This is a genomic window from Roseivivax sp. CAU 1753 (assembly GCF_054482575.1).
In genome coordinates this window covers 276,713-300,584 of sequence record NZ_JBTLRF010000004.1, presented here as the reverse complement: position 1 = coordinate 300,584, position 23,872 = coordinate 276,713, and the positions used below count along the sequence as shown (strand labels likewise).

Genomic DNA, 23,872 nt, shown 5'->3' with positions numbered 1-23,872 from the left:
ATGGCCTCACACAACGGAGATATCCCATGTTCGGCATTCCCGGAAAATCGCCGCTGACCATGACCCCCGCGGCGGTCGGCCAGATCACCCGGCTGATGGCGCGCGATGGCCGTCACGGCCTCAGGATCGGCGTCAAGAAGGGCGGCTGCGCGGGCATGGAATACACCATGGACTATGTCGACGACGCCGACCCCAATGACGAAGTGGTCGAGCAGGACGGCGCGCGGGTGATGATCGCACCGATGGCGCAGATGTTCCTCTTCGGAACCGAGATCGACTACGAGACCTCGCTGCTGGAATCGGGCTTCAAGTTCCGCAATCCCAACGTGGTGGATGCCTGCGGTTGTGGGGAATCGATCAAGTTCAAGGACGTGGAAACGTTGCAGTCCGAGCGTACCGGGTCCTGATCGCTGCCCCGACCGTCCCCGCCGGTGTCTTCTGCCGCGCGCGGCTATGGGCGGCCCTGACCGGGCTTTGATCGATGCACCCTGCCCGGGCGTGCTGCGTCGGCGGCAAGCGCCTTGACCTTGCCCGGCGGGACGCGATGATGCGCGCGATCAATCATAGGAAAGGTGACGCGATGCCCCGGAAGGTCGCAGCAGGCAATTGGAAGATGAACGGCACCGGCTCGGCGCTGGCCGAGCTTGAGGCGCTGGCCGCGCGCGACGGCGACCGCGCGGATGTGGTGATCTGCCCGCCTGCCACGCTGCTGTCCCGCGCGGCGGCGGTCGCGGGATCGGTCGGCATCGGCGGGCAGGATTGCCACGCTTCGGCATCCGGCGCACATACCGGCGACATCTCGGCGGACATGCTGCGCGACGCGGGCGCCGCTTTTGTCATCCTTGGCCATTCCGAACGCCGGGCCGATCACGGTGAAAGCGACGCCGACGTACGCGCCAAGACCGAGGCCGCCTGGGCCGCGGGCCTGACCGTGATCCTGTGCGTCGGCGAAAGCCTTGGCCAGCGCGAAGACGGCCAGACGCTCGGCGTGATCGGCGGCCAGCTTGCGGGCTCGGTGCCCGAGGCCGCGACCGCGGACAGCCTGATCATCGCCTATGAGCCGATCTGGGCGATCGGCACAGGCAAGGTGCCGTCGCTGGACGAGATCGCCGAGGTCCACGCCTTCATGCGCCAGACCCTGTCGGAGCGGTTCGCGACCGGCGCGGAGATGGCGCTGCTTTATGGCGGCAGCGTGAAGCCGTCGAACGCGTCCGAGATCTTCGGTGTTGCACATGTGGACGGGGCGCTGGTGGGCGGTGCCAGCCTCAAGGCCAACGACTTCGGCGGCATCATCGACGCGCTCAACGCCGCCGCTGGTTAAACCCGCGTCGCAAAAAAACAGGCGGCGCGTCATCTCTGACGCCCCGCCCGCGGCACTCGTTACGAACCCTCCGATGCGGCGCGCAAGCGCCAAAGAGGTGCTTTCCCGGCTCAGTAGGTGATGATCTCGGGTCCCATCAGCATCGTCGGCAGCCAGGTCGACAGGATCGGGATGTAGGTCACCATGATCAGGAAGATGAACAGCACGCCGAGGAACGGCAGCGCCGCCTTCACGACCCGTGTCATCGACATACCTGCCACACCGGACGTCACGAACAGGTTAAGACCCACCGGCGGCGTGATCATCCCGATTTCCATGTTCACCACCATGATGATGCCGAGATGGATGGGATCGATGCCAAGCTGGATGGCGATCGGGAACACCAGCGGTGCCACGATCACCAGAAGCCCCGACGGCTCCATGAACTGACCGCCGATCAGCAGGATCACGTTCACGATCACCAGGAACATCACCGGCCCGAAACCCGCGTCCAGCATCACGCCCGCGATATGCTGCGGGATCTGTTCGTCGGTCAGCACGTGCTTGAGGATCAGCGCATTGGCGATGATGAACATCAGCGTGATGGTCAGCTTGCCCGCGTCGAACAGCGTGTCCTTGGTGTCCTTGTGGACAAAGGCCGACAGCAGCGCGATAGGCTTGTGCAGCAGCGTCTTGTTGGGCTCGCCCTCCCGTGTCGCCAGCGGTCCCATGTCGGCATAGATGAAGTTGGCGATCAGGAAGGCGTAGATCGCCGCCACCGCCGCGGCTTCGGTCGGGGTGAAGATGCCGCCATAGATGCCGCCCAGGATGATGACGATCAGGAACAGCCCCCAGGACGCTTCGCGCGCCGAGGCCCAGACCTCGCCCCAGCCCTGCCAGTCGCCCTTGGGCAGGTTCTTGACCTTGGCGATCAGATAGATGGTGAGCATCAGCATGGTGCCCGCCATCAGGCCCGGAATGACCCCCGCAAGGAACATCCGCCCCACCGAGACATCCGTCGCCGAGGCATAGACCACCATCACGATGGACGGCGGAATGAGGATGCCCAAGGTGCCCGCGTTGGCGATGACGCCGGCGGCGAAATCCTTGGAATAGCCGACCTGCCGCATCCCCGCGATCACGATCGAGCCGATGGCGACGACCGTGGCCGGGGAGGACCCCGACAGCGCCGCGAACATCATGCAGGCGAAGACCCCCGCAATCGCAAGGCCCCCCGGAAAGTGCCCGACCACGGCGATCGAGAAGCGGATGATCCGCCGCGCCACGCCGCCCGTCGACATGAAGCTCGAGGCCAGGATGAAGAACGGGATGGCCAGCAGCGTGTAATGCCCCGCCATGGCCTGAAAGAAGCTTTGCGCGATCGAGGCCAGCGAGGTGTCCGACAGCACAAGCAGAAAGATGGTCGACGAAAAGCCGAGGCTGACGGCGATCGGAACGCCGATCAGCATCAGTCCGATGACCATGCCAAAAAGAATGACGACTTCCATCGGCTCAGTCCCCCTTGTTCATGTGGGCGACGTCATCGACGGCGTCTTCGGCTTCGTGGCTGACGATCAGCGCGCCGACATCACCGTGCCAGATCCGGATCGTCGCCTGCACAAAGCGGAACAGCAGAAGCGCGGCACCGATGGGCAGGATGGCATAGGGGATGAAGCGGGGCAGTTTTTCGTAATCCATGCCTTCGTTCATGATCGGCTGGATCCAGCGCAACCATTCGGGGAACGGAATGTCGATGGTTTCGTACCAGCCACGATAGGACGTGCGGCCCATCTCCTCGAAACCCAGGGGGAACCAGCGACCGGTGGTCTGCGGCAGGTTGGCGAAGTTCGCCCAGTAGTCCCACGATCCCTTGAGCAGCAGCGCCGCGTAGGCGATGCAGACCGCCGCGGCGATCAGCGCCAGCGGGCGGCGGATGCCGTCGGGCATCACGTTGGTGACCGCGTCGACGCCAAGATGCGCGGTCTTCTTGACGGCATAGCTGATGCCGAACAGGACCAGCCAGGCAAACAGCAGCGACGTGGCTTCAAGCCCCCAGATCAACCCGGTGTTGAAACCGTAGCGCAAGACCACGTTGATGAAGGTGATGATGGTCATCGCACCGAGGATCAGCGCAATGGCCGTCTCCTCCAGCTCGTCGACAAAGCGTCCGAAAGCAGACTCGGGCTCTCGATGGACAGACATGTGGAAATCCCCCGCCCGGTCCGGCGATCCGCCATCCGGTTCTGTTTTGATTTGTGTGCCCCGCCCACGGAGGGTGCGGACGGGACCCGTGTCAGACCGATCGGTTCAGGATCAGTTCATCTCGTTGATGGACTGCGCCGCCGCGACGTTCTCTTCGCCGACATCGTCCATGAACTGGTCCCAGACCGGCTTCATGGTCTCGACCCAGGCTGCACGCTGCTCTGCGGTCAGTTCGCGCACTTCGCCACCGGCATCGAGGACCGCCTGCTTGGCCTGCTGGTTGACGTTGAAGCTTTCCGCGTTCCGGGTTTCGGTCACTTCGGAGATGATGGTCGCAAGCTGGTCGCGCACGTCCGCATCCAGGCTGTCCCACCAGTCGGTGCCGGTCACGACGAGGTAGTCGATCACGCCGTGGTTGGTTTCGGTCGTGCCATCCTGCACCTCGAAGAACTTCTGGCCGTAGATGTTGGACCAGGTGTTTTCCTGCCCGTCGACAACGCCGGTCTGCAGCGCACCGTACACTTCCGAGAAGGCCATCGGCTGCGGCGACGCGCCCATCGCGGCCATCTGCGCCTTGAGCACTTCGGAGTTCTGCACGCGGAACTTCAGGCCGTTGGCATCGCTGGGCAACTCGAGCGGCACGTTCGCCGACATCTGCTTCATGCCGTTGTGCCAGTAGGCCAGCCCGAGAATGCCGCGGCGGGTCATGGACTCAAGCATCGCCTGACCGGCTTCCGAGGCCTGGAAGGCGTCGACGGCGTCGATGTTCTTGAACATGAAGGGCAGGTCGTAGATCCGGAACACCTTGGTGAACTGCTCGAACTTCGACAGCGACGGCGCGGCCAGCTGCACGTCGCCCTGCAGCATCGCCTCGAGAACCTGATCGTCGTTGTAAAGCGTGGAGTTCGGATAGACCTCCATGCAGGCGACGCCGTTCATCTCGGTGTTGACGCGCTCCATCAGCAGGCTTGCGGCGATGCCCTTGGGGTGGCGGTCGTTGTTGGTAACGTGGCTGAACTTGATGACCATCTCGCCATCGTCGCAACCGGCCTCATGCTCGGCGGCGAATGCGGTGGATGCGGTCACGGACAGCGCCGCCACGGCGGCGGCGGTCTTCAGGAAAGTCTTCATGTGGTCCTCCCAGACAACAATCTGTGTTGAGACGGCGGGCGCTTGACGGCCCGGCGCTGACCGCGAGAGAACGCTGTTCCCGGGCACCTGACAAGAAATTTGATTCGGACGTGATTCCCGGTAGAATTTTCCATGTATTTCAGCGCATTATCTGTGCCGGATAACGCAGCTTCCGGATCGGCGTGCGGATTTCCACACACGCAAGTCCGCGCGCAGTGCGATTATCCGCACAGGCCTGACGCCGCGATTCCCGTGTTGATGGTCAGTCCCGTGCAGGCTGTTCCGGCGCAACCGGCGTGTCCTGCGCGGGCTGTTCCGGCGCGACAAGGGTGCTTTGGGTGACACCGGAGAGTGCCTCTTCGATCCGTTCGGCTTCACCGGCACCGAAGTAGAACCCCAGGATCGTGCCGAGGATCGCCACCAGCGACGTGAACACCTCTTTCGCGCGGTCGAAGGAATGATCGGGCAGAGCGGTCGAGACGAACCCGGCGCTCACGATGATCAGGGCCAGCGACATCACGCCCAGCGCGAAGATGAAGGTGATCAGCCCGCGCGCGGTTTCGATGTCGGACAACTGTTCGAGCAGGCGTGGCTCCGACTTCGAGAAGATGCCGAAGGCGATCACGCCAAGCACGACAATCATCAGGACAAACACGCTGGGCCCGAAGGACAGGATGTTGCCGCCCGACCGTCCTTGCTGCTTTTCGAAGGCCAGAAAGGCCCGCGCGAGGTCCATCTGACGGGCCCGTCGGGTGGCATCGTCAAGCCCCGCCAGCGCTTCGATCCGGGCCTGCGCCTGCGGCAGCGTGGTGATCTGGTCCCAGTCTTCGGGTGCTGCATTGACGTGGCCGCGCAGGGCGTGGAAATCGGCGTTGCTTGTTGCGGCAAGCCAGGAAGAAAATGTGGATTTCATGGCAAGAACCTTGGTGACAATGGCCCCATCCTAGCACGAAACCCGCGATCAACCTATCGGTGTGCGGTGCAATCGCCGGACAAACCGCCCGAAAATCGGCGCGCCCTGTTATTTTCGCAAAGCCCCTAGCGGAAATCCTCGGGCTTGAGCCCATATTTCGCCAGCTTGTCGTAGAAGGTCTTGCGCGGCAGTTTCAGCGCTTCGGCAGCGCGGCTGGCCTGCCCCTGCGCCCGGCTCAGCGCCTCGGACAGGAGCGAGCGTTCGACCTGCGCCATCCGGTCGCTTAGCCCGCCGCCGGTTTCCTGCCGCGCGACGGACCGGAGGCCGAGCGCAAAGCGCATCGCCTCGGACATCAGCGCGCGGGCATTGCCGGGCCATTCGCGCGCGATCAGGTCGGCGACGATCTCTTCGGTCACGTCGGGCGGGTCGAGGCCCGCCTGCTCGGACGCCTGCGCGACATAGTGCCGGAACAGCACGGGGATGTCCTCGGGCCGCTCGGCCAGCGTCGGAATGTAGACCCGGCAGACCTGCACCCGGTAGAACAGATCGGCCGAGAAATGCCCCTTGTCGACGGCCTCTTCCAGCGGGCCGCTGTTGCCCGCCACCAGCGTCGGCCCGCGCGTTTCCAGCGCATCGGCCAGCGCCATCTGCATGTCGGGACCAAGCTGGCCGATCTCGTCGAGAAACAGCGTGCCGCCGTCGGTCTGGGTCCAAAGCGCCGCCAGCTCGCCGCGATCCAGGGTGCGGGCGGCGCGCTTGTGGAACGGCCGGTTGACCCGGGGCGAGGCCAGGTGCAGCACCTCGGCCACTTTCGAGATACCGGTGCCGGGCGCGCCGGTGACCAGCGTCGGCGCGCCGGACCGGGCGGCCACGCGCACCTCACGCCGCAGCGCGTCCGACTGTGCCGACCGCCCGAAAATCAGCCGCGCCGCCGGGTCGCCCGCTTCCAGTTCGGCCTTGAGGCGGCGGTTTTCAAGCACCAGCGCCCGGGTCTTGAGCGCCCGGTCGATCACCGTCACCAGGTCCTTCGGGGCGCAGGGTTTTTCCAGAAAGTCGAACGCCCCCGCCCCCATGGCGCGCACCGCCATCGGAATGTCGCCCTCACCGGTCAGCAGGATCACCGGCAGCTCCGGATCGACCTCCTGCGCGTAGCCCAGAAGGTGAAACCCGTCGCGCCCGGGCATCCGGATGTCGGACAGGATGACGCCGTCGAAATCGCGCAGGATGCGGTGCTTGGCCTCGACGAAGGACGCCGCCGCGATCGGCTCCAGTCCCTCGAGGTCGAGGGTCTGCGCCAGTGCCTCGCGCACCGCGCTGTCGTCGTCCACCAAGAGCACCGAGCGGGTCATGCGGCCACCTTCGCACGGTCGAGTTCCAGCGTGAAGATCGCCCCGCCCGCATCGGTGTTGGCGCCGCTGAGCTTACCGCCGAAACTCTGGATCATGCCGTAGCTGATCGACAGGCCCAGCCCCATGCCCTCGCCGGAGCCGACCGCCTTGGTGGAATAGAACGGATCGAAGATGCGGGCAGGCTCCTCGATGCCCGGGCCGCTGTCCTGCACCGTCAGAAGCGCGTGGCCGTGGCCGTCATCCTCGATGCGGATACGCAGGGTGCGCACCGGGCTTGCGGCCATGGCATCGAGCGCGTTGGTGATCAGGTTGAGCACGACCTGCCCCAGCCGGACCTCGCCGCCGACGACAATGGCGGGCCGCGCGGGCGGCACCCAGTCGACGGTCACGCCCTCGGCGCGGATCCGTTCGGCGACCAGATCGAGCGTCGCATCGACGATCTGGGACAGCCCCACATCGGTGGCGGGCGCGGCCTCTTGGCGGGCAAAGGCGCGCAGGTTCTGGATGATGCGGCCCATGCGCTGCGCCATCTGCGAGATCCGGTTGAAATTCTCGGCCGCCGCTTCGGGACGGGCCCGGTCGAGAAAGGCAGCCCCGTTTTCGGCATAGGACCGGATCGCCATCAGCGGCTGATTCAACTCGTGACTGATCCCCGCCGACATCTGCCCCAGCGCCGACAGCTTGCCCGCCTGCACAAGCTCGGCCTGCGCGCGGGTCAGCCGGCGTTCGGCCTGCTGGCGCTCGACCACCTCGCGGCGCAGCGCCGCGTTGGCATCCGACAGCATGCGCGTGCGATCGGCCACGCGTCCCTCGAGACGCTGATTGGCCAGCGCCAGGGTGCGCCTGCGTTCGGTCGCCAGAAACAGCAGCGCCCCGAAAAAGAGGCAGATCGCAACCGCCGCGGCGGCCTGCAGGGTGGCCAGCCGCTTGGCGCCGGTCACGTCGATCAGCGCATGGCCGGTCAAGCCGATCACCGGCAGCGCATCGGTCAGGTACAGCGCTTCGTGGGGTATGTAGGGCGACACCGACAGGCTGCGGATGGCGTGACCGCCCGATTGCCAGGCCGCCATGACATGTCGGGTGCCATCCGGGGCGATCAGCGTGGCATCGTCGGCTTGCTGCCAGAACATCAGCTCGGACCGGTTGGTCACGAAGATGCGCCCGTCGGCGTCGGTGAAATAGACCGTCGGCAACGAGCCGCGCCAGTCCCGCTCGAGCGCGGCCAGATCGACCGCGACCACCAGTGTGCCCTCGACCAGGCCACCCCTGCCAAACTGCGGGGCGGCGAAGACAAAGACCCGCGCCCCGTCCAGTTGCCCGAGCCCGGCCCCCAACGCCCCCTGCCGGGCCCGCAGGATCACCTCGGGGTCGGTCAGATCGTCAGGGAACCCACCGCCCGAACTGGCCAAGAGATCGCCCTGAAGCGACAGGAAGAACGCCGCCCGCGTGCCGGTGCGGTCGGTCGCCTTGAGCAGGGCCGCGTCCGCGGCGGCCCGGTCGCCACCATCGCTGCGCGCGGCAAGCGCCGGATGATCCGACATCAGCACGGCGAACTCCCGGTAGCGCGACAATTGCGTGACCAGCCGGTCCGCGGCCAGCGCCAGGTCGGAGGCGCCCGATTGCCACAGCGGGGCCAAGGCCTGGACGTAGCCGGTGCGCCAGACCAGCCCGCCAAGGCCCGCCACGGCGGCAAGAAACAGGACCACGAGCCCGGCGCGGATATCGAGACGCGATGTCATGGCACCTGTCTATCCCAGGCGGGCTTGCCTGCGCCAGCGGTCTGCGCACGCGTCCGATGCGGCGCGCACGCGCCAAAGAGGTGCGCCCCCTACAGCGGCAGCGCCGTCGTCGACTTGATCTCCTCCATCGACAAGAGCGCCGTGACGTTGTGCACCTTCACCTCCGAGATCAGGGCCTGGTAGAACGCATCATAGGCCCGCGCGTTCTTCACACGCACCTTCAGGATGTAGTCGATATCGCCCGCCAGCCGGTGCGCTTCCTGCACTTCGGGCCGCTCTTTCAGCGCTTTCAGAAATCGCCGCTGCCAGTCCGCCTCGTGCTCGGAGGTGCGGATGAGCACGAAGAAACACGCCTCGAATCCCAGCGCCTCGGCATCGAGCTGCACGGTCTGCGCGCCGATGATACCGGCCTCGCGCATCTTGCGGATTCGGTTCCAGACCGGCGTCTTCGATGAGCCCACGGCTTTCGCGATCTCGTCCAGCGACTGGCTGGCATCGCGCTGCAACGCCGCGAGGATTTTCCGATCCACCTCGTCGAGCCGGGTCGGCGTTCCGTCTTTGCTGTCCATGCGAAATAGCCTCGCTACTTTTTCCACTCTGATAGAACAAACATCCTTGTTTCCGCAAGCATCTAGCCAATGCGCAGAACAAAATTCTATATCAGGGGCAGATCCTTCCCGGCGACCAGAGGCGCGCACATGCAGCATTTCCCGATCTTCGTGGCACTCGCCGGACGGCGCGTGGTGCTTTCCGGCGGTGGCGACGCCGCCCTTGCCAAACTGCGTCTGCTGATGAAGACCGAGGCGCATCTGACCGTCTTCGCCGCGGATCCCGCACCCGAGATCGCGGCCTGGGCTGCCGCCGGACGGCTGACCCTGAACCGCCGCGCCATGGCGCCGGGCGATGCGCTCTGCGCGGTGCTGTTCTACGCCGCCGACGAAGACGCGGTCGAGGATGCACGCACCGCCGCCATCGCCCATGCCGACGGGGCGCTGACCAATATCGTCGACAACCTCGAGGACAGCCAGTTCATCACCCCCGCCATGGTCGACCGCGACCCGGTCACCGTGGCGATCGGCACCGAGGGCGCGGCCCCGGTGCTCGCCCGGGCCATCAAGCGCGACCTCGAGGCCCGTCTGCCCGCCGAACTGGGCCCCCTCGCCCGGCTTGGCAAGGCGTTCCGGAAGGTGGCCGATGCCCTGCCTATGGGGCGCAGGCGGCGCGACTTCTGGTCCGACTATTACGGCGGCGTGGGTGCCAAGGCGCTGCGCCAGGGCGGCGAGGATGCGGTGCGGATCGCCCTCGACGACCTGTTGACGTCCCACCTTGAAGCCCGCGACCGCCCCGGGCACGTGGCCTTCGTCGGCGCGGGCCCCGGCGATCCGGATCTGTTGACGCTGAAGGCGCGCCGCCTGCTCGATACCGCCGACGTGGTGATCCACGACCGGCTGATCTCGCCCGCGATCCTCGAGTTGGCGCGCCGCGAGGCGCTGATGATCGACGCGGGCAAGGAAGGCTTCGGCCCCTCCATGACCCAGGCCGAGATCAATGCCCTGATCGTTACCCATGCGCAGGCGGGCCTGCAGGTGGTTCGGCTCAAATCCGGCGATCCGACGGTGTTCGGACGCCTGGACGAGGAATGCGATGCGGTCACCGAAGCCGGCATCGACTGGCATGTGGTGCCTGGCATCACCGCCGCCTCGGCCGCTGTCGCCGCCATCGGGCAATCCCTGACCCGGCGCGACCGCAATGCCAGTGTGCGGTTCCTGACCGGGCACGACATGAAGGGCTTCGCCGATCACGACTGGACGGCGTTGGCCCGCCCCGGCGCGGTCGCCGCGATCTACATGGGCAAAAAGGCGGCGCGCTTCATCCAGGGCCGCCTGCTGATGCACGGCGCGGCACCGGACACACCGGTGACGCTCGTCGAGAATGCCTCCCGACCGGATCAGCGCATCGTCGCCACCACCCTGGCCGACCTCGCCTCGGATCTTGCGGCAGCCGGCCTGTCCGGGCCCGCGCTGACGCTGTTCGGGCTGGCCCCGCGCACCGTTGAGGCCCAACGCGCGGGCGTGCCTGGCTTGCGTGCCTTGCCGACGCTCACCGCCATCAAGGAGGCGCTCTGATGCCCCGTGCATTCACCCCGAAGGTCATCACCGCGAACGCGCTGCTGATCGGCGATGTGGTCTACCTGACCGAGACCGACACCTGGACCCGGTCGCTGACCGAGGCCGAGGTACTGATCGACGAAGCCCATGCCCAGATCCGCCTGATCGATGCGCAATCGCGCGCGAGCGAGATTGTCGGGGCCTACCTCGCCGAGGTGACGCCCGGACCGGAAGGGCCCGAGCCCGCGCATTTCCGCGAGGATTTTCGCCGCAGGGGGCCGTCGAACTACCGCCATGGCAAACAGGAACACCGTTCGGGCGCTGAATTTTAACTAAAATTCAGATTACGTTTTTAGATAAAAACGTGGATCCGACCCGATGGCAGGAGATATCCCATGTATCGCTATACCGATTTCGACGCGGATTTCGTCGCGACCCGCAACCGCCAGTTCCGCGCCCAGGTTGCGCGCCGGATCGACGGCAGCCTTACTGAGGACGAGTTCAAGCCCTTGCGGCTGATGAACGGTCTCTACCTGCAACTGCATGCCTACATGCTGCGCGTGGCGGTCCCCTACGGCACCATGAACGCCCGGCAGATGCGGCAGCTTGCCTATATCGCGCAGCGCTGGGACAAGGGCTACGGCCACTTCACCACCCGGCAGAACATCCAGTTCAACTGGCCTGACCTGCGCGACGTGCCTGACATTCTCGATGCGCTGGCCGAGGTCGAAATGCACGCCATCCAGACCTCGGGCAACACCATCCGCAACGTCACCGCCGACCACTTTGCCGGTGCCGCGGCGGACGAGATCGCGGACCCGCGCCCGGTGGCCGAGCTGATCCGGCAATGGTCGACCGATCACCCGGAGTTCCAGTTCTTGCCGCGCAAGTTCAAGGTCGCGGTGACCGGCAGCCCGAACGATCGCGCGGTGACCGCGGCGCATGACGTGGGGCTGCGCATCCTGCGCGCCGCGGATGGCGGCATCGCCTACCAGGTGATTGTCGGAGGCGGGCTTGGCCGGACGCCGATGATCGGCAAGACCCTGCGCGACGACCTGCCCGAACGCGACCTCTTGCCCTATCTCGAGGCGGTGGTGTCGGTCTGGAACCTGCTGGGACGGCGCGACAACAAGTTCAAGTCGCGCATCAAGATCACCGTGCACGAACACGGCATCGCGGAAATCTCGCGTCTGGTCGAGGCGCGGTTTCAGGAAACCCGGCAGGCATTCACCGGCATCGACCAGACGATGCTGGCAGAGATCCGCGCCCAGTTCGCGCCGCCGGTCTGGCGCAGCGCGCCGCTGGATGCCTTCGATGCGGCCTATGAGGCCGATCCGCTGTTCCGGTCCTGGGCCGACACCAACCTGAGCGACCACCGCGCGCCGGGCCATGCCATCGCGCAGATCTCGCTCAAGGCGCATGGCGCGACACCGGGCGATGCCACCGCCCAACAGATGCGGGTGATGGCCGACCTTGCCGAACGCTACAGCCACGACGAATTGCGCGTCAGCCATGAGCAGAACATTGTGCTGCCGCATGTGCACAAGTCGGATTTACCCGCAATCTTTGCAGAATTGCAAAGGCACGGGCTGGCCACCGCGAATATCGGCAAGATTTCCGACATCATCGCCTGCCCGGGCATGGATTACTGCGCGCTTGCCACCGCCCGGTCGATCCCCATCGCGCAACAGATCGCGCAGCGCTTCGAGGCGCTGAAGAACGAACACGAGATCGGCGATCTGAAGATCAAGATTTCGGGCTGCATCAATGCCTGCGGTCATCACCACGTGGGCCATATCGGTATCCTGGGCCTCGATCGCGCCGGCGTCGAGAACTACCAGATCACGCTTGGCGGCGATCACGGGGCGGATGCGCAGCTGGGCCAGCGCACCGGTCCGGGCTTTGCGGCGGATCAGATCCTGCCCGCCATCGAGCGGTTGGTGACGGCCTATCTTGCGCTGCGCCACGGGCGGGACGAAACCTTCATCGACACCTATCGCAGGCTGGGGATGGCACCGTTCAAGGCCGCGCTATACGACGCCCCCGAAGAGGCGCGCGCCGATGCGGCCTGATCGTCCGTTGGCTTACGACGAGGACGCCCGCCCGGGCGGACCGAGTGCTGCACGCCGTGCGGAATTGTCCGACCGGGTGGCCGCGCTCAATGCCCGCTACCGGCACCACGGCGCCACGGCGGTCCTGCGCGGCGCGCTGTCCGACCCAGAATCGGGCCGCATCGCCATGGTTTCGAGCTTCGGCGCCGAATCGGTGGCGCTGTTGCACCTGGTCGCCATGACCGACCGGTCAACGTCGGTTTTGTTCATCGACACCCGGCTGCTCTTTACCGAAACGCTGGTCTACCAGCAGGAGGTGGCCGAGCGTCTTGGCCTCAGGGATGTGCGCATCGTGCAGACAGAGGCCGCCACCCTTGCGGCCCGCGATCCCCACGGCGCGCTGCGCCATGCCGACCCCAATGCCTGCTGCGCGCTGCGCAAGACCCAGCCTCTCGAGGCCGCGCTCGACGGCTTCGACGGCTGGATCACCGGGCGCAAGCGCTACCAGACCGGCGACCGGGCGGATCTCGATTTCTTCGAACTCGAGCTTGCGACCGGCCGCATCAAGGTCAATCCGCTGGCCCATTGGGCACCGCAGGACGTGGCCGCCTACATGGACGAAAACCGCCTGCCCCGGCATCCGCTGGTACGGCAGGGCTATCCATCGATCGGCTGCGCACCCTGCACCTCGCGGGTAAGCGCCGAGGAAGACCCGCGCGCCGGGCGCTGGCGCGGACAGAACAAGGATGAATGCGGCATCCATTTCGTCAACGGCCGTGCTGTGCGGCAAGGAGAGACCACATGAGCGTGATCGTGACAGACCAGGGCTTCGGCACCGACGATTGGCGGGGCCCGGTGGTGGCATTGGCCCCCGACACCCCGCCCGAGTCCCTCGGCGGTGCCGTCGCGGATGCGGCGATGGTGATCGTCGACTTCCCCGGCTTCGCCGATGGCCGCGGCTTTACCCTGGCGCGGCTGTTACGGCTGCGGGGCTACCGGGGCCGGTTGCGCGCGCGCGGCCACGTGCTGGCCGATCAATACGCCATGGCGCGGCGCGCGGGCTTCGACGAGGTCGAGATCGACGACAGCCTTGCCAGCCGTCAGCCGCAGGACCAGTGGCGTTTCCGCGCCGACTGGCGGGCGGGCGATTACCAGGCCCGGTTGCGCGGCTGAGCCAGGCGCGGGAACCGAGACGTTTCGCCCCCTTTCGCCCAGCACCCATACGGAATATTGAAGGAAAGGCGGGCCGCGCGGCCTGCGAGGATGCCATGACAGAGCACAGACCCTTGAAAGACACCGACGCAACGCCCGTAAAGACGGAGCCAGTGAAGAAACTGGCCATCCCCGACGCCCAGACAGTGACCGAGGTCACCCATTGGACCGACCGGCTGTTCTCGTTCCGGGTGGCGCGCCCCGCCAGCCTGCGGTTCCGCTCGGGCGAGTTCGTGATGATCGGCCTGATGGGCGATCCGGACCCCAAGACGGGCAAGCAGAAGCCGCTGCTGCGCGCCTATTCCATCGCGTCGCCGTCCTGGGACGACGCGCTCGAGTTCTACTCGATCAAGGTGCCCGACGGCCCGCTCACGTCACGGCTTCAGCATATCAAGGTCGGTGACGAGATCATCCTGCGGCCCAAACCCGTGGGAACGCTGGTGCATGACGCGCTGCTGCCTGGCAAGCGGATCTGGTTCTTCGCCACCGGCACAGGCTTTGCGCCCTTTGCCTCGCTGCTGCGCGATCCGCAGACATATGAGGATTACGACGAGGTCATCATCACCCACACCTGCCGCGAGGTGGGTGAGCTGGAATACGGCCGCCAGCTCATCGAGTCGATCCGCAAGGACGAATTGCTGAACGAGTTGATCGGCGCCGAGAACCTCGCGAAACTGCGCTACTATCCGACCACGACGCGCGAAGAGAGCCCCAAGATGGGCCGGATCACCGACCTGATGCGGTCGGGCGATGTGTTTCGCGATCTCGGCGTCGCGCCGATGCAGCCCGAGACCGACCGCGCGATGGTCTGCGGCAACCTGGCGTTCAATCTCGAGATCAAGGAATTGCTGGAAAGCTACGGTCTGGAAGAGGGCGCAAATTCCGCGCCCAAGCACTACGTCGTCGAGAAGGCGTTCCTCGACTGAGGGATGCCCGACGCGCGGTCTGGGTGATCAGGCTGGTCGATCTGGAAGCGGGGAATTCAAGGCGTGACGGTGCCGGTTCAGACCGGAGCCGACAACTCGCCTTCGCCATTCGGCAGCGCGATCGTCACGAAGAACAGCGCGAACAGGCCCGCGGTATATTGCGACATGCCCGACAGGAACGGCAGCGCGTAGATCGATTGCGGATCGAAGGAATGGCCCAGCAGGATCGCCACCGAGGTCGAAACACCGAAGATCGATGCCGCAAGGGCAAACGTGCTGTCTTCGTTCTGCCGAAGCCGAAACAGCACCAGCCCGCCAAGCAGCAGGCCAAGACTGGTGATCCCCGCCATCGCATCCGTGCTCTGGGGTGTGTGGCGCGCGACGCCCACCGAGGATGGCATCGCATGCAGACCGGGATAGAGACGCTCTGCGATGACAAGTCCGATCACGGCCAGCACCAGCACCGCCTGTATCTGGCGCGTCCGACCGCCATCATGGAAATACAGGGCAAGAAACAGCAACACGAAGCCGATAGCGGTGGTGGTGACAATCGCCGCGTGGCCTTGATCGACACGCACCAGCCACCCGATGCCACCGAGCCAGCCGACCAGAGGCAGGCTTGAGGCCATCATGCCGAGAAGTGCCAGGCGCTGTCGCCAATCGGATTTGTCGTCTCGCATGTCGCGCATCTTGTCCAACGGTCGTCGCTCCGGCCCCAGGCTCCGGCCTGATGCGCGGGCGAATCCCGCACGTCCAAAGTCCAGACATCGGTGAATTAGCACAATTCCGCCGTTGCAGAAAGTTAAAGAACATTTTTTAGTAATCTTTGATCGTGCCCCGGCGACGATCCGCCCATCCTGCCGTACCCGCAGACGAGATCGGGGGGCGGACGCCGCAACAGCGCCGCCGTCCGGCCCGCCGATCCGGCGCGGTCGACGGGCACATGCCGCCGGGTCCGAGGTTTGTGTGCCGCGCCCCGTTTTGGCGCTTGAATCAAAGGCGCGACAGGCTTATTTTCCGCGCCTGTTACTGAACGACGAAAAGGATTGTTCCCATAGCCCGCAGACCTCACAACGCGCCGCCGACCCGCGACACCGGACCCCGCGTCAATGACCGTATCCGCGTACCTGAAATTCGGCTGATCGGAGCCGAAGGAGAGAATGTCGGGGTCGTCACCCCGGAACGCGGTCGCGAGCTTGCCGAACAGGTCGGACTCGATCTGGTGGAGATCTCTCCGAACGCATCGCCGCCGGTCTGCAAGATCATGGACTTCGGCAAGTTCAAGTACGAGCAGCAAAAGCGCGAAGCCGAAGCCCGCAAGAAGCAGAAGACCATCGAGGTCAAGGAAGTGAAGTTCCGTCCCAATACGGACGTTCACGACTACGATGTGAAGATGCGGAACGTCTTCAAGTTTCTTGAGAACGGCGACAAGGTGAAGGTCACGCTGCGGTTCCGTGGGCGCGAAATGGCGCACCAGAACCTTGGGCGCGAATTGCTCGAACGGGTGGCCGAGGACGTCAAGGAAATCGGCAAGATCGAGAACATGCCGAAGATGGAAGGCCGTCAGATGATCATGATGGTCGGCCCGGTCAAGTAACCCCGCCGTCCGAACCGTGAAACCGGGCGCCCGTCGTGGCGCCCTTTTTCGTTGGGCGTCACCGATGGTCGTGCGGCGTCGCCGTTGCCTGTGCGGACCCGCCCGGGGTCCGAGCCTCAGGCCTCGCGCGGATGGCCGCGCTGCGGGATCTCCTTGAGCAACCCGCCCACCCCCATGGCGGCGATATCCGCAGGGCTGACATTCACCCCGCAGAGCAGACGCTCCATCACCCAATCGGCCCCGTTCAGCGCTGGCGAGCGGGCACAGCCGGGCAGGCCCAGCACGGGCTTGTCCCCCAGATGGCCCAGAAACAGCAGGTTCCCCGGATCAACGGGCATTCCGAAATGCGTGACCTCGCCGCCCGCGGCGCGCAGGGCTTCGGGGGCGGTATCGTGAAGGTCGGACGTGGCCGAGCCGGTCAGGATGAACAGCGCATCGGCGTTCGAGCCGCGCAGCGCATCGGCCAGCGGGTCGATCTCATGCGGCACCACATGTTCCGGCAGCAAGTCGATCGACAGCCGCGCGAGCCGGTCGCCGATGGCGCGCTGCCCCTTGGCGGATGACAGCGCGGTCCCGGTCTGCGTCTGGATCAATTCGACCCGGCGGATGACCGGCGTGAAAAAGCCCAAGGCCGCCGCCCCAGCCTCTGCCGCGCGGTCCAGCGCGACGGCGGGCACCGCGTAGGCGATGATCTTGACCGTCGCGACCATGCCGCGCGCCGCCATCCGCTGAAACGGCGGCACGGTGGCAACGGTGATCATCGGGTGCACCGCGTTGAGCGCATCGATCTTGGCTGCGTCGATCCGCGCGATGCCGGGGGCCTTTGCGAAGATGTTGACACGCCCGGTCCCGGCCTTGCCGATCCGCAAGCCGTGTTCGCCGTCGGCCACCAGCGCCGCGGCAAGACGCGCGGCGGCCGCATCCTCGCCCAGATCGCCCGGTTCGAGCCGCGCCACCACCACCGTCGCATGGCCAGCGTCGCGCAGGCTGGTCAGGTCGTCCGGCCCCAGCGTCGTTCCCTTCTTCAGTCGGGCCCCGGGCAGGGTCACGGAATGCGCAAGGATCGCGCCCTCTGCCTCTGACACGGGGACCGGGCCGAACTTCATGCCCGCTGTCTCAGCACGCGGGTCATCTCGGCGATGATCGACACGGCGATCTCGGCCGGGCTTGCCGCGCCGATATCAAGTCCGATCGGGCCGTGGATGCGGGCGATCTGGGCGTCGGTAAAGCCGTCGGCCCGCAACCGGTCGACCCGCTTGGCATGCGTCCGCGTCGAGCCCAGAGCGCCGATATAGAAACACGTCGACCCAAGCGCGCGGACCAGCGCCGGGTCGTCGAGCTTCGGATCGTGGGTCAGCAGCACAAGCGCCGTGCGGGTATCGAGCCCGACCGCATCCACCGCCTCGTCGGGCCAGTCATTGAGGATGCGTTCGCCGGGAAAGCGCGTGGCCGAGCCGAAGGTTTCGCGCGGGTCGATTACCACCGGATCATAGCCCGCGATCCGCGCCATCGGCACCAGCGCCTGGGCAATGTGCACCGCCCCCACAACCACAAGTCGCAGCGGCGGGTTGTGGATGGTGACGAAGACGCGCGTGTCCTCCTCGAAGCCCGAGCGGTCCATGCGAAAGCGGTCGGGGTAGCCATCGGCGGTCAGCCCGCGCGCGCCGGTCGCCAGATCGACCACATAGGCCACCGGGCGGCGGGCCGTGCGGGCGGCGACCAGTTCGGCCAGCAGCGCCTCGGGCAGGACCTTGCCCACAGGTTCGATCAGCACGCGAATGGTGCCGCCGCAGGCCAGGCCCACGGCAAAGGCATCCTGGTCCGAGACGCCGAATTCCAGTTCGCGCGCCTCCCCGGACTCGAGCGCCTCGATCGCCTCGACGATGACCGCGCCCTCGACGCAGCCCCCCGACACCGAGCCCGCGATCTCGCCGCTGCCCGAGATCGCAAGCTGCGACCCGGTGCGACGCGGGGCCGAACCCCAGGTCTGGATCACGGTGGCAAGGCACGCGCCCTTTCCGGCCCGGTGCCAGTCAAGCGCGGTTTCGGGGATGGTGTCGAAACGGTCCATGGGCTTCTCCTTGACCCGATCTATAGCGCGCCTGGGCCGCGCTGTCGCGTTGGCAAAAGGTGGGTCTCAGCGCGCGGTGGCGTCATAGCGGTAAAGCCAGTCGAACTGACGCAACATCCGGTCCGGCGCCAGACGCCCCCCCAAGGCCAGCGCCAGATGCGCCGCATCGCGCAGGCCCGGTAGCGCCAGATGGTATTTCCAGGCATTGCCATTGGCCGCGGCGATGACGCGCGCGGCGCGGTTGCGGCGGCGCGACTGATAGGCGGCCAGCCCCTCGGGCAGACTGTCGGCGCGATCCACCGCAGCCCGCAGTTCCCATGCGTCCTCGAGGGCGAGGTTCGCGCCTTGCGCCAGGAACGGCAATGTCGGATGCGCGGCATCGCCCAGCAGCGCCGTGCCCGCGCCATGCCAGCGTGCCGCGACCGGGTGCCGGAACAGGCCCCAGAGGCCGGGTCGCTCGACCGCCGCCAGCAGCCGCGCGCTGTCCCCGCCGAAATCGGCGAACGCCGCGCGCAGATTTGCAGGATCGTCTGTATGGGACCAGCCCTCGGCGGCCCAATCCTTGCGTTCCTGCACGGCCACGAGGTTGACCGACGCGCCGTCGCGCAAGGGATAGCTGACCAGATGCCGGTGCGGGCCCATGTGAACGCGCGCTTCCGCCGGATGGCCGGTCACGTTCGGCACCACCGCGCGCCAGGCGACCTGGCCGGTGAACCGGGCCGGGGCCGCGGCGTTCAGCACCGGGCGCAGCACCGAATTCAACCCGTCCGCGCCGATAACCAGATCGGCGCTCAGGCTGTCGCCGGTGGCGGTCTCAACCCGGGCGGGGGTGCCGGGATGGATCTGCACGACCCGTTGCAACAGGCGCACCCGTGCCCCGGCATCGCGTGCCGCCGTGGCCAGAACGTCGATCAGGTCGGCGCGGTGGACCAGGCGGTAGTCCATCCCCGGCCCCATCCGCGCGAGATCGAGGCGCAGCACCTCGCGCCCCTGCCTGTAGTCGCGCAACGACACGGCGGTGGCGCGCGGCGCGGCCCCCAGCGCATCGCGCAGCCCCAGGGCGGCGATGACCCGCAGCCCGTTGGGCGACAATTGCAGCCCCGCGCCAACCTCGCGGATCGCCTCGGCCTGTTCCAGCACGGTGACATCGGCCCCCGCCCGGGCGAAGGCCGCGGCCACAGCAAGGCCGCCGATACCGGCGCCGATCACGGCGATGCGCAGGCGTTCCAGATCCATCCGACCGGTCCTTCAGGACGAAAAAGGCGCCCAACCTTGCGGTCCGGCGCCCTTGTTGCGTGGCCACAGCGACAATCAGTCGTCGCGATGCACCTTTTCGCGGCGCTCGTGCCGTTCCTGCGCTTCGAGGGTCATGATGGCGATGGGTCGCGCATCCAGACGCTTGAGCGAAATCGGCTCGCCGGTCTTTTCACAATACCCGTACTCGCCCTGCTCGATCCGCCGCAGCGCGGCCTCGATCTTGGCGACGAGCTTGCGCTGACGATCGCGCGTGCGCAGTTCGATGGCGCGGTCGGTTTCCTCGCTGGCCCGATCGCTCACGTCGGGGATGTTGCGGGTCGAGTCCTGCAATCCCTCCAGCGTGTCGCGCGTATCGGCCATGAGATCCTGTTTCCAGGTAATCAGCTTGCGACGAAAATACTCAAGCTGCCGCTCGTTCATGAACTCTTCGTCGTCTGACGGCCTGTAGTCGTCCGGAAGAAAGGATTCAGGCTTCATATTTGCTCCCTCTTTAACACCGATATCAGACATGGCATTTGACCCGGATATCTGGCACCCCTGCGCGGAGCCGCATAGCCCAAGGTTGGCGCGGTGTCACTAATCAAGTTACCTGCGGGACAGGAAAATTGCCTGTTTCCCCGCACCGAGCCCGAAGAAGGAGCACCCGCGAGATGAAGTTCGAAGGGACCGATGCCTATGTCGCCACCGCCGACCTGACCATGGCCGTGAACGCCTCGGTCACGCTTGAACGGCCGCTTCTCGTGAAGGGCGAACCGGGCACCGGCAAGACCGAGCTGGCCCGCCAGGTGGCCCAGGCGCTGGGCACCGAGATGATCGAATGGTCGATCAAGTCGACCACGAAGGCGCAGCAGGGGCTCTACGAATACGACGCCGTCAGCCGCCTGCGCGACAGCCAGCTGGGCGACGCACGGGTCAACGACGTGCGCAACTACATCCGCAAGGGCAAGCTCTGGGAGGCGTTCGAGACCGACCGCCGCGTGGTTCTTCTGATCGACGAGGTCGACAAGGCCGACATCGAGTTTCCCAACGACCTGCTGCAGGAACTCGACCGGATGGACTTCTACGTCTACGAAACCGGCGAGACGATCCGCGCCCGGCACCGGCCCATCGTCATCATCACCTCGAACAACGAAAAAGAGCTGCCCGATGCGTTCCTGCGGCGCTGTTTCTTCCATTACATCCGCTTTCCCGACGCCGACGTGCTGCGGCGCATCGTCGATGTGCACCACCCCGGCATCAAGCCCGCGCTGCTGACCGAGGCGCTGACCCAGTTCTACGAGATTCGCGAACAGCCCGGCCTGAAGAAGAAGCCGTCGACATCCGAAGTGCTGGACTGGCTCAAGCTGTTGCTGGCCGAGGATCTGACCGCCGAGGACCTCAAGCGGGACGGTGCCGACGCGCTGCCGAAGCTGCATGGCGCATTGCTGAAGAACGAGCAGGACGTGCACCTGTTCGAGAGGCTGGCCTTCATGGCGCGCAGACAGGCGCGGTAGCGACCCGCCGGTCGGGCACCTGTGGCCAACCCGTCCCGACCCTGTCGCGGAAAGCGAGTTCTTCGCAAATCCTGCCCGTCGTTGATCCGGCAGGCCCGGTCAGCATTTATGCCGGGTCGGTTGTCATGCCAGGCGATGGCCACGCATTTGCCAGGCTCATGCTGCATTGCGGCAAAAATCGGGACGAATTCCGCGTGGTCGGAACCGGCATCTGGCACCGATCCGGCGCGGGGTCCGAATCTGTCGTGCGGGACGCCATGGTCGGCGCCGCTTTTCCGCCGTCTTCCGCATCTGGCGCGCTTGAAATCGCTGTCCCTGGACCCCTTTTCCCTTCGCGCTGTTGCTTAACTGCACGCTATAAAGCGATGATTTCCTTAATTACTGATTAATGTCAGGCCGCCCCCTGAAAATCCCGATCCATCGTTCACGTAACGGCTCTGATAATCGCGAATTCGCCGTATAGTGTCCCCACAACAGACAAAAAAGACCCGGATGAATAGGTCATCTGGAACGATCAGGCAGAACTCGACCCATGTCCCAACCCTCGGCTTTGACCGTGCGCCCCCTGGCGCCCGAAGATCGTGCTGACTGGCAGGCGCTGTGGACCGCGTATCTCGACTTCTACGAGACGGCGGTTCCGGCTTCGGTCCAGGACACGACCTTCATGCGCCTTCTGGGCGACGATCCGCGCGACTTCAGCGCGCTGGTGGCCGAAATGGATGGCAGGCTGGTGGGCTTGACCCACTTCCTGTTTCACCGCCACGCCTGGCGCATCGAAGAGGTCTGTTACCTGCAGGACCTCTTTGCCGCGCCCGACATGCGCGGACAGGGCGTCGGCAGAAGCCTGATCGAGGCGGTCTATGCCGCCGCTGATACCCATGGCGCATGCGCGGTCTACTGGCTTACCCAAAGCTTCAACGACCAGGCCCGCAAGCTTTACGACCGTATCGGTGTCCAGACCCCCTTCATCAAATATCAGAGGTCCTGATGCGCCGGTTCATCCTTCCGCTCTATCTTCTGCTCGGGGCCTGTGTGCCCGTGTCCGAGGTCGATACCACGACCCGCGCCGCGACAATCACCGAAAGCACGCTGCCCCCGATGAAGCGTTTTCAGGTGCCGCGTCCGGTGCCCGCGCAGGCCTCGAACCGCGAGATCGCGCGGGACTTCACGGCGCTGACCTTCTCGCTCGAATCCGGCCGCGAGCTTGAACGGTTCACCCGCTTCGAGGGACCGATCAACGTGCGCGTCACCGGCACGCCGCCGGCCTCGCTGTATTCCGATCTCGACCAGGTGCTCTACCGGTTGCGGACCGAGGCCCGGATCGACGTCGCCCGCGACCAGAACGGCCCGCCCAACGTCACCATCGAGGCGGTGCCGCGCGCGCAGATCCGCCGCTACCTGCCGCAGGCCGCCTGTTTCGTGGTGCCGAACGTGTCGTCGCTGTCGGAATACGGCCGGGTGCGGCGAACCACCCAGGTCAACTGGTCGGCGATGACCGAACGCACCCGCGTGGCCGTGTTCCTGCCAAGCGATGCCAGCCCGCAAGAGGTGCGCGATTGCCTGCACGAGGAACTGGCGCAGGCGCTGGGTCCGCTCAACGATCTCTATCGCCTGCCGGATTCGGTCTTCAACGACGACAACGTGCACACGGTGCTGACCGGGTTCGACATGCTTGTGCTGCGGACCTACTACGATCCCGCGCTGCGTACGGGGATGTCGCAGGGTGCCGTGGCCAGCCGCCTGCCCGCGATCCTCGCACGGCTCAATCCCGGCGGAAACCAGCGCCCGACCTCTGTGCTGGATGCCACCCCGCGAGCCTGGGTCCAGGCGATCCAGTCCGCGCTCGGGCCGGGCACCTCTGACCGCAAGTCCGCGGCGCGCCAGGCGCTGCAGATCGCCTCGGCGATGAACTGGCAAGATCACCGCCGCGGCTTTTCGCACTATGCCATGGGCCGGATCACCCAGAGCGAGGATATCAACGCCGCGCTCAACCACTTCGAGGCCGCCGACCGCTATTTCGCGGCCTCCCCCCGCACCAGCCTGCACCGCGCCTATGTCGCATCGCAGCTGGCCGCCCACGCGATCGCGCGCAACAGTCCGGAACGGGCCCTGTCCATTCTGACACCGCAGATCGACGTGGCCGCGCGGCATGAGAATGCGGCCTTGCTCGCCACGCTTCTCATGCTGCGCGCCGAGGCGCTGGAACTGGCCGGACGGGTGTCGGAGGGCCGCCAGGTCCGGGTGGACAGCCTTGGTTGGGCGCGATACGGCTTCGGCTCGGATTACGCGGTCCGCGCCAAGCTGCGCGAGATCGAGGCACTGAACCCGCTGAAGGGAAGGATCGGACGTCTATGATCGTCATTATCGCGGCGCTTGTCGGAGGCATCTGGGGCGGTTGGACAGCAAAGAAACGCCGCGGCAACGGCCTGGACATCGCGCAATATGCCGCCGTCTATGCCATCGGTTTCGCGCTTCTGGGCCTGTTCGCCACCATCGCCATCGAGAAAGTCTTCGTGTAAGGCG

At 66.0% G+C, this 23,872-nt stretch carries 25 protein-coding genes; 13 read left to right on the top strand and 12 right to left on the bottom strand.

All coding sequences use genetic code 11. The features are described 5' to 3' along the window. Positions 1-26 precede the first annotated feature (26 nt). Positions 27-407, top strand: a complete 381-nt coding sequence (locus tag ACXYMN_RS11240) for a HesB/IscA family protein (protein ID WP_459013729.1) — start codon at positions 27-29, stop codon at positions 405-407. Between the two features lie 173 nt (positions 408-580). After that, a complete protein-coding gene (gene tpiA / locus ACXYMN_RS11235; RefSeq protein ID WP_459013728.1) occupies positions 581-1,321 on the top strand; it encodes a triose-phosphate isomerase in 741 nt (246 codons plus the stop codon). A 110-nt stretch (positions 1,322-1,431) separates the two neighbouring features. Here the strand turns inward: tpiA and ACXYMN_RS11230 are convergent, their stop codons facing one another. The 7 genes from ACXYMN_RS11230 to ACXYMN_RS11200 all read right to left on the bottom strand — a co-directional run bounded on the left by ACXYMN_RS11230 (position 1,432) and on the right by ACXYMN_RS11200 (position 9,203). Further along, positions 1,432-2,808: a TRAP transporter large permease gene (locus ACXYMN_RS11230; protein ID WP_459013727.1), complete on the bottom strand. Its 1,377-nt coding sequence runs from the start codon at positions 2,806-2,808 to the stop codon at positions 1,432-1,434. A 4-nt stretch (positions 2,809-2,812) separates the two neighbouring features. Further along, on the bottom strand, positions 2,813-3,502 hold the full coding sequence (locus ACXYMN_RS11225; RefSeq protein WP_459013726.1) for a TRAP transporter small permease: 690 nt from the start codon (positions 3,500-3,502) through the stop codon (positions 2,813-2,815). A 111-nt stretch (positions 3,503-3,613) separates the two neighbouring features. Beyond that, complete coding sequence (locus ACXYMN_RS11220) at positions 3,614-4,633, bottom strand: DctP family TRAP transporter solute-binding subunit (RefSeq protein WP_459013725.1); 1,020 nt, start codon at positions 4,631-4,633, stop codon at positions 3,614-3,616. Between the two features lie 262 nt (positions 4,634-4,895). Then, positions 4,896-5,546: a hypothetical protein gene (locus tag ACXYMN_RS11215; RefSeq protein ID WP_459013724.1), complete on the bottom strand. Its 651-nt coding sequence runs from the start codon at positions 5,544-5,546 to the stop codon at positions 4,896-4,898. 125 nt (positions 5,547-5,671) lie between these two features. Continuing rightward, entirely contained in the window at positions 5,672-6,895 is a 1,224-nt protein-coding gene (locus ACXYMN_RS11210; RefSeq protein WP_459013723.1) for a sigma-54-dependent transcriptional regulator, read from the bottom strand. Continuing rightward, positions 6,892-8,634 (bottom strand): sensor histidine kinase, encoded by a 1,743-nt coding sequence (locus ACXYMN_RS11205; protein ID WP_459013722.1) that lies wholly within the window; start codon positions 8,632-8,634, stop codon positions 6,892-6,894. Before ACXYMN_RS11205 ends, ACXYMN_RS11210 begins: the two co-directional genes overlap by 4 nt. 89 nt (positions 8,635-8,723) lie before the next feature. Continuing rightward, complete coding sequence (locus ACXYMN_RS11200; protein ID WP_459013721.1) at positions 8,724-9,203, bottom strand: Lrp/AsnC family transcriptional regulator; 480 nt, start codon at positions 9,201-9,203, stop codon at positions 8,724-8,726. 129 nt (positions 9,204-9,332) lie between these two features. Here ACXYMN_RS11200 and cysG point away from each other — a divergent pair, with 129 nt between their 5' ends. The 6 genes from cysG to ACXYMN_RS11170 all read left to right on the top strand — a co-directional run bounded on the left by cysG (position 9,333) and on the right by ACXYMN_RS11170 (position 14,931). Further along, a complete protein-coding gene (gene cysG, locus ACXYMN_RS11195; RefSeq protein WP_459013720.1) occupies positions 9,333-10,760 on the top strand; it encodes a siroheme synthase CysG in 1,428 nt (475 codons plus the stop codon). Continuing rightward, complete coding sequence (locus ACXYMN_RS11190) at positions 10,760-11,074, top strand: DUF2849 domain-containing protein (RefSeq protein ID WP_459013719.1); 315 nt, start codon at positions 10,760-10,762, stop codon at positions 11,072-11,074. Before cysG ends, ACXYMN_RS11190 begins: the two co-directional genes overlap by 1 nt. 63 nt (positions 11,075-11,137) lie before the next feature. Beyond that, positions 11,138-12,814 (top strand): nitrite/sulfite reductase, encoded by a 1,677-nt coding sequence (locus ACXYMN_RS11185; RefSeq protein WP_459013718.1) that lies wholly within the window; start codon positions 11,138-11,140, stop codon positions 12,812-12,814. Then, the gene (locus ACXYMN_RS11180) at positions 12,804-13,598 is read left to right on the top strand and encodes a phosphoadenylyl-sulfate reductase (protein WP_459013717.1); all 795 of its coding nucleotides are present in this window, start codon (positions 12,804-12,806) and stop codon (positions 13,596-13,598) included. Before ACXYMN_RS11185 ends, ACXYMN_RS11180 begins: the two co-directional genes overlap by 11 nt. Continuing rightward, positions 13,595-13,966 (top strand): DUF934 domain-containing protein, encoded by a 372-nt coding sequence (locus tag ACXYMN_RS11175; protein ID WP_459013716.1) that lies wholly within the window; start codon positions 13,595-13,597, stop codon positions 13,964-13,966. Before ACXYMN_RS11180 ends, ACXYMN_RS11175 begins: the two co-directional genes overlap by 4 nt. A 95-nt stretch (positions 13,967-14,061) precedes the next feature. After that, positions 14,062-14,931 carry a ferredoxin--NADP reductase gene (locus ACXYMN_RS11170; RefSeq protein WP_459013715.1) on the top strand — a complete coding sequence of 290 codons (870 nt, stop codon included), beginning with the start codon at positions 14,062-14,064 and terminating at the stop codon, positions 14,929-14,931. Between the two features lie 77 nt (positions 14,932-15,008). Here ACXYMN_RS11170 and ACXYMN_RS11165 read toward each other — a convergent pair whose 3' ends face one another. Then, complete coding sequence (locus tag ACXYMN_RS11165; protein WP_459013713.1) at positions 15,009-15,611, bottom strand: hypothetical protein; 603 nt, start codon at positions 15,609-15,611, stop codon at positions 15,009-15,011. A 365-nt stretch (positions 15,612-15,976) separates the two neighbouring features. On the opposite strand from ACXYMN_RS11165, the gene infC reads away from it, so the two are divergent. Further along, on the top strand, positions 15,977-16,528 hold the full coding sequence (infC, locus tag ACXYMN_RS11160) for a translation initiation factor IF-3 (protein WP_459013818.1): 552 nt from the start codon (positions 15,977-15,979) through the stop codon (positions 16,526-16,528). Between the two features lie 116 nt (positions 16,529-16,644). Here the strand turns inward: infC and ACXYMN_RS11155 are convergent, their stop codons facing one another. The 4 genes from ACXYMN_RS11155 to dksA all read right to left on the bottom strand — a co-directional run bounded on the left by ACXYMN_RS11155 (position 16,645) and on the right by dksA (position 20,333). Further along, positions 16,645-17,634, bottom strand: a complete 990-nt coding sequence (locus tag ACXYMN_RS11155; RefSeq protein WP_459013712.1) for a molybdopterin-binding protein — start codon at positions 17,632-17,634, stop codon at positions 16,645-16,647. Continuing rightward, a complete protein-coding gene (locus ACXYMN_RS11150) occupies positions 17,631-18,599 on the bottom strand; it encodes an XdhC family protein (protein ID WP_459013711.1) in 969 nt (322 codons plus the stop codon). Before ACXYMN_RS11150 ends, ACXYMN_RS11155 begins: the two co-directional genes overlap by 4 nt. Before the next feature lie 66 nt (positions 18,600-18,665). After that, complete coding sequence (locus ACXYMN_RS11145; protein WP_459013710.1) at positions 18,666-19,835, bottom strand: FAD-dependent monooxygenase; 1,170 nt, start codon at positions 19,833-19,835, stop codon at positions 18,666-18,668. Between the two features lie 75 nt (positions 19,836-19,910). Beyond that, on the bottom strand, positions 19,911-20,333 hold the full coding sequence (dksA, locus tag ACXYMN_RS11140) for an RNA polymerase-binding protein DksA (protein ID WP_459013709.1): 423 nt from the start codon (positions 20,331-20,333) through the stop codon (positions 19,911-19,913). Between the two features lie 173 nt (positions 20,334-20,506). On the opposite strand from dksA, the gene ACXYMN_RS11135 reads away from it, so the two are divergent. The 4 genes from ACXYMN_RS11135 to ACXYMN_RS11120 all read left to right on the top strand — a co-directional run bounded on the left by ACXYMN_RS11135 (position 20,507) and on the right by ACXYMN_RS11120 (position 23,868). Then, positions 20,507-21,349, top strand: a complete 843-nt coding sequence (locus ACXYMN_RS11135) for an AAA family ATPase (protein WP_459013708.1) — start codon at positions 20,507-20,509, stop codon at positions 21,347-21,349. 532 nt (positions 21,350-21,881) lie between these two features. Next, the gene (locus tag ACXYMN_RS11130; RefSeq protein ID WP_459013707.1) at positions 21,882-22,337 is read left to right on the top strand and encodes a GNAT family N-acetyltransferase; all 456 of its coding nucleotides are present in this window, start codon (positions 21,882-21,884) and stop codon (positions 22,335-22,337) included. Continuing rightward, positions 22,337-23,704: a DUF2927 domain-containing protein gene (locus ACXYMN_RS11125; RefSeq protein WP_459013706.1), complete on the top strand. Its 1,368-nt coding sequence runs from the start codon at positions 22,337-22,339 to the stop codon at positions 23,702-23,704. Before ACXYMN_RS11130 ends, ACXYMN_RS11125 begins: the two co-directional genes overlap by 1 nt. Further along, the gene (locus ACXYMN_RS11120; RefSeq protein ID WP_459013705.1) at positions 23,701-23,868 is read left to right on the top strand and encodes an apolipoprotein acyltransferase; all 168 of its coding nucleotides are present in this window, start codon (positions 23,701-23,703) and stop codon (positions 23,866-23,868) included. The genes ACXYMN_RS11125 and ACXYMN_RS11120 overlap by 4 nt, the downstream gene beginning before the upstream one ends. The last annotated feature ends 4 nt before the right edge of the window (positions 23,869-23,872 follow it).